Source organism: Achromobacter sp., assembly GCF_057314935.1.
On sequence record NZ_DBHKZA010000127.1, the window covers coordinates 1 to 5,313 of the forward strand.

4 protein-coding genes are annotated in these 5,313 nt (G+C 65.0%); all 4 read left to right on the forward strand.

Annotated features, from left to right (window positions below):
* Window positions 1-168 precede the first annotated feature (168 nt).
* Entirely contained in the window at window positions 169-2,430 is a 2,262-nt protein-coding gene (locus ACO6D5_RS28110) for an arginine/lysine/ornithine decarboxylase (RefSeq protein ID WP_006226191.1), read from the forward strand.
* A gap of 22 nt (window positions 2,431-2,452) precedes the next feature.
* Window positions 2,453-3,655: a BaiN/RdsA family NAD(P)/FAD-dependent oxidoreductase gene (locus ACO6D5_RS28115; protein ID WP_485827208.1), complete on the forward strand. Its 1,203-nt coding sequence runs from the start codon at window positions 2,453-2,455 to the stop codon at window positions 3,653-3,655.
* Between the two features lie 142 nt (window positions 3,656-3,797).
* Window positions 3,798-4,412 carry a superoxide dismutase gene (locus tag ACO6D5_RS28120; RefSeq protein ID WP_006226193.1) on the forward strand — a complete coding sequence of 205 codons (615 nt, stop codon included), beginning with the start codon at window positions 3,798-3,800 and terminating at the stop codon, window positions 4,410-4,412.
* A gap of 31 nt (window positions 4,413-4,443) precedes the next feature.
* Window positions 4,444-5,313, forward strand: an 870-nt coding sequence (locus tag ACO6D5_RS28125) for a ZIP family metal transporter (protein WP_485827209.1), incomplete at its 3' end; no start/stop codon positions are given.

A 5,313-nucleotide genomic window follows, 5' to 3' on the forward strand; every position in this document is an offset into this window, starting at 1 on the left:
GGCCTTCTGGGGATTTCCCTTAGGACTGTAAGAAAAACAGCCCTACAATTCCGCCATTCCCGCCTCCCCGGCGGGTGCTCGCGCCGTCTGTCATCAGGCGGATTTTTACTAGAAGTACACTCGCGCCGCGATAAGCGTCCGATCCCGCCTTGCCCCAGGAGCGCCTGCATGAAATTCCGCTTCCCCATCTTCATCATCGACGAGGACTACCGTTCTGAGAACGCGTCCGGTTTGGGTATCCGTGCCTTATCTGAAGCGATCGAGGCCGAGGGCGTCGAGGTGATCGGGGTGACCAGTTATGGCGACCTGAGTTCGTTTGCGCAACAGCAAAGCCGCGCCAGCGCCTTCATCCTGTCGATCGACGATGAAGAGTTCGACGTGGATTCGCCCGAGGACGTGGCCAGCGCGATCAAGAACCTGCGCATGTTCATCGGCGAACTGCGCTTTCGCAACGCCGATATCCCCATCTACCTGTATGGCGAGACGCGCACGTCGGAACACATTCCGAACGACATCCTGCGCGAACTGCACGGCTTCATCCACATGTTCGAGGACACCCCCGAATTCGTGGCGCGCCACATCATCCGCGAGGCCCGCAGCTACGTGGATTCGCTGCCGCCGCCGTTCTTTCGCGAGCTGGTCAAGTACGCGCAGGACGGTTCGTATTCCTGGCACTGTCCCGGCCACTCGGGCGGCGTGGCGTTCCTGAAGAGCCCGGTCGGACGCATGTTCCACCAGTTCTTCGGCGAGAACATGCTGCGCGCCGACGTCTGCAACGCCGTGGACGAACTGGGCCAGCTGCTGGACCACACCGGTCCCGTCGCCGAATCGGAACTGAACGCCGCGCGCATCTTCCATGCGGACCATTGCTTCTTCGTCACCAACGGCACCTCGACCTCGAACAAGGTCGTGTGGCATGCCAACGTCGCCGCGGGCGACGTGGTGGTGGTGGACCGAAACTGCCACAAGTCGATCCTGCACGCCATCACGATGACGGGCGCGATCCCGGTGTTCCTGCGCCCCACGCGCAACCATCTGGGCATCATCGGCCCGATCCCGCTCGAAGAGTTCCACCCGGACAATATCCGCAAGAAGATCGAAGCCAACCCCTTCGCGCGCGAAGCGGTGAACAAGAACCCGCGCATCCTGACCTTGACGCAAAGCACGTACGACGGCGTCATCTACAACGTGGAAATGATCAAAGAGCAGCTCGGCAGCTATGTCGATACGCTGCACTTCGACGAGGCCTGGCTGCCGCACGCCTCGTTCCACGAGTTCTACAAGGACATGCACGCGATCGGCCAGGACCGTCCGCGCAGCCATGACGCGATGGTCTTCGCCACGCACTCCACGCACAAGCTCTTGGCCGGCATCTCGCAGGCCTCGCAGATCATCGTGCAGGAGTCCGAGACCCGCAAGCTGGACCGCAACGTCTTCAACGAGGCGTACCTGATGCACACGTCGACCTCGCCGCAGTACGCGATCATCGCGTCGTGCGACGTGGCCGCCGCCATGATGGAGCCGCCGGGAGGCACCGCGCTGGTCGAGGAAAGCATCCGCGAAGCGCTGGACTTCCGCCGCGCCATGCGCAAGGTGGAATCCGAGTTCGGCAAGAACGACTGGTGGTTCAAGGTCTGGGGCCCGAACCGCCTGGTCTCCGAAGGCATCGGCAACCGTGACGAATGGATCCTGGAAGCCAACGACCATTGGCACGGCTTCGGCGAAATGGCCGAAGGCTTCAACATGCTGGATCCGATCAAGGCCACGGTCATCACTCCGGGCCTGGACATGTCGGGCAGCTTCGGCGAAACGGGTATCCCCGCCGCCCTGGTCTCCAAGTACCTGACCGAGCACGGCGTGGTGGTCGAGAAGACGGGCCTGTACTCGTTCTTCATCCTGTTTACCATCGGCATCACCAAGGGCCGCTGGAACACGCTGCTGACCGCCTTGCAGCAGTTCAAGGACGACTACGACCGCAATCAGCCGCTGTGGCGCATCCTGCCGGACTTCTGCAAGGTCCATCGCCGCTACGAGCGCATGGGCCTGCGCGATCTCTGCCAGGAGATCCACGAGGCCTACCGCGCGCGCGACGTCGCCCGCTTGACCACCGAGATGTACCTGAGCGACATGGTGCCGGCGCTGAAGCCTTCGGACGCCTTTGCCCGCATGGCGCACCGCGAGGTCGAACGCGTCGACATCGACAAGCTGGAGGGCCGCGTGACCGGCGTGCTGCTGACGCCGTATCCGCCGGGCATCCCGCTGCTGATCCCGGGCGAACGCTTCAACCGCACGATCGTGCAGTACCTGCAATTCGCGCGCGAGTTCAATGAGCGCTTCCCCGGCTTCGAAACTTACATCCACGGCCTGGCTGATGAAGTGGGTCCGAATGGCGAAAAGCGCTACTACGTCGATTGCCTGATCGAAGAGTAAGGCCTGCGGGTCTGGAGTCCTGATGTTTGATGTAGCCGTACTCGGCGCCGGCGCCGCTGGCATGATGTGTGCAGCGGTGGCCGGCCAGCGCGGCTTGCGCGTGGTGCTGGTCGACCATGCCGAACGCCTGGCGGAGAAGATCCGCATTTCCGGCGGCGGCCGCTGCAATTTCACCAACATCGGGGCCGGACCCGCCAATTTCCTGTCCGACAACCCGCATTTTTGCCGCTCGGCGTTGTCGGCCTACACGCCGCAGGATTTTCTGGCGCTGATGAAGCGCCACCATATCGCCTGGCACGAGAAGCACCGCGGCCAGCTGTTCTGCGACGACTCCAGCGAATCCATCATCGACATGCTGCGCGCCGAGTGCGACGCCGGCAACGTGCAATGGCGCATGGGTTGCGCGGTGTCCGAGATCGGCCACGGCGAAGCGGGCTTCGAGCTGCGCACCGCCCAAGGCCTGATCCGCGCGGCCAAGCTGGTCGTGGCGACCGGCGGCATGGCGATCCCGCAACTGGGCGCCACCGACTTCGGCTTGAAGATCGCGCGGCAGTTCGGCCTGAAAGTCGTCGAGCCCCGGCCCGCGTTGGTGCCGCTGACGTTCGACCCCGCGCAATGGCAGGCGTTGTCCGAACTGTCGGGTGTGGCGCTGGAAGTCGGCCTGCACACGGGGCAGGGCAAGGCCCGCGGCGAATTCCAGGAAGACCTGCTGTTCACCCACCGGGGCCTGTCCGGCCCGGCGATCCTGCAGATCTCCAGCTATTGGAAACCCGGCGAACCCATCGTGATCGACCTGGCGCCGGGCCGCGACCTGGCCCAGGAACTGCTGGCCGCCAAATCCGGCAACCGGCAGCAGCTGCATACGGTGCTGGCGGGGCTCTGGCCCAAGCGGCTGGCCGACCGCTGGCTGCATCTGGCGGAGCAGGGCGGCAAACCCGGCCTGGCGGCGCTGCGTCTCGCCGATGCGCCGGACAAGACGCTGCGCGCGCTGGCGCAGGACATCCATCAATGGTCGCTGGTGCCCAGCGGCACCGCCGGCTACAAGAAGGCCGAAGTGATGCGCGGCGGCGTGGACACGCGCGGGCTGGACCAGAAGTCCATGCAGGCCAAGACCACGCCGGGGCTGTATTTCATCGGCGAAGCCGTGGACGTCACCGGCTGGTTGGGCGGCTACAACTTCCAGTGGGCCTGGGCGTCGGGCGTGGCCTGCGGCAAGGCACTGTAAGCCGGGTGCCCGGCGCATAGCCGGGCGCTATGGCATGAATTGCAACAATACCATTGTGATATCAAATAAAAATACATATCATTTATGTTTTCGATATTGACTTGCGCCTTCCATCGGGAAGGCGGGTCCACCGGAGACATGCATGGCCTACACCCTTCCGACCCTGCCGTACGCCTATGACGCCCTGGAGCCTCACATCGACGCGATGACGATGGAGATCCACTACAGCAAGCATCATCAAACCTATGTCACCAGCCTGAACGCGGCGCTGGACGGGGCCGGGATCAGCACCGATGAACCCGTCGAAGCCCTGGTGGCCCGTCTGGACCAGTTGCCCGAAGCCATCCGCGGCGCCGTGCGCAACCATGGCGGCGGCCACGCCAACCACAGCCTGTTCTGGTCGGTGATGTCCCCCGAAGGCGGCGGCGAACCCGACGGCGCGCTGGCGGCCGCCATCGAATCCGAACTGGGCGGCCTGGCCGCTTTCCGCGAGGCCTTCACCAAGGCGGCGCTGACCCGCTTCGGCAGCGGCTGGGCCTGGCTGTCGGTGACGCCGGCCGGCAAGCTGGTGGTGGAAAGCAGCGCCAACCAGGACAGCCCGCTGATGCAGGGCAATACGCCGATCCTGGGCCTGGATGTCTGGGAACACGCCTACTATCTGAAGTATCAGAACCGCCGTCCCGAATATATCGGCGCCTTCTACAATGTCGTGAACTGGCCCGAAGTGGCTCGCCGCTATGCGGCCGCGAAGGGCTGAGCGCATCTCTCTCAAGGAGGGGAGCGGCCCTATGAACACCTTCAGCCGTCATCGCGTGCGGCCTGCGGCCACCAGCATCAGCGTGTGGACGCTTGCCGTGATGGTGTCCTGCCTGGCGCTGCATCAGCTCTGGGCCTACCTGGACGTGCGTGCGCCGCACGTGGCCGACGCGCTGCTGGGTGGCTTGGTGGCGGCCGCCGCCACCGCGCTGGGCACGCTCCCCATCCTGTTCGCCCGCACCATCCCGCAGAAGGTCCAGGACAGCATGTTCGGCTTCGGCGCCGGGGTGATGCTGGCCGCCAGCGCCTTTTCGCTGGTAGCGCCAGGCATCGAAGCCGCCAAGACCCAGGGCATGGGACCGTGGGGCGCAGGCTTGACCGTCGGCGCGGCCATCCTGCTGGGGGCGGCGGTCCTGCTGGTGATGGACCGCACCTTGCCGCACGAGCACTTCATCAAGGGCCGCGAGGGCATCGAGGCGCACCGCCTGCGCCGCACCTGGCTGTTCGTGTTCGCCATCACCCTGCACAACTTGCCCGAAGGCCTGGCCATCGGTGTGGGCTATGCGGGCAGCGACCCCGTGCGCGGCACGGCATTGGCGACAGGCATCGCCATCCAGGACATTCCGGAAGGGCTGGTGGTGGCCGTCGCGCTGCTGGCCGCCGGCTACAAGCGCGCCTTCGCCGTGGCGCTGGGCATGCTGTCCGGGCTGGTCGAACCGCTGGGCGCGGTGATCGGCGCGGCCATCGTCGGATTCTCGGCGCCGATGCTGCCGTGGGGGCTGGGTTTTGCGGCGGGCGCCATGCTGTTCGTCATCAGCCACGAGATCATCCCCGAGTCGCACCGCAAGGGCCACGAGGTCTACGCCACCTGCGGCTTGATGATCGGGTTCGTGTTGATGATG

Coding starts and splice junctions, on each gene's coding strand:
- ACO6D5_RS28110 (WP_006226191.1), top strand. CDS start 169: ATGAAATTCCGCTTCCCCATCTTCATCATCGACGAGGACTACCGTTCT.
- ACO6D5_RS28115 (WP_485827208.1), top strand. CDS start 2,453: ATGTTTGATGTAGCCGTACTCGGCGCCGGCGCCGCTGGCATGATGTGT.
- ACO6D5_RS28120 (WP_006226193.1), top strand. CDS start 3,798: ATGGCCTACACCCTTCCGACCCTGCCGTACGCCTATGACGCCCTGGAG.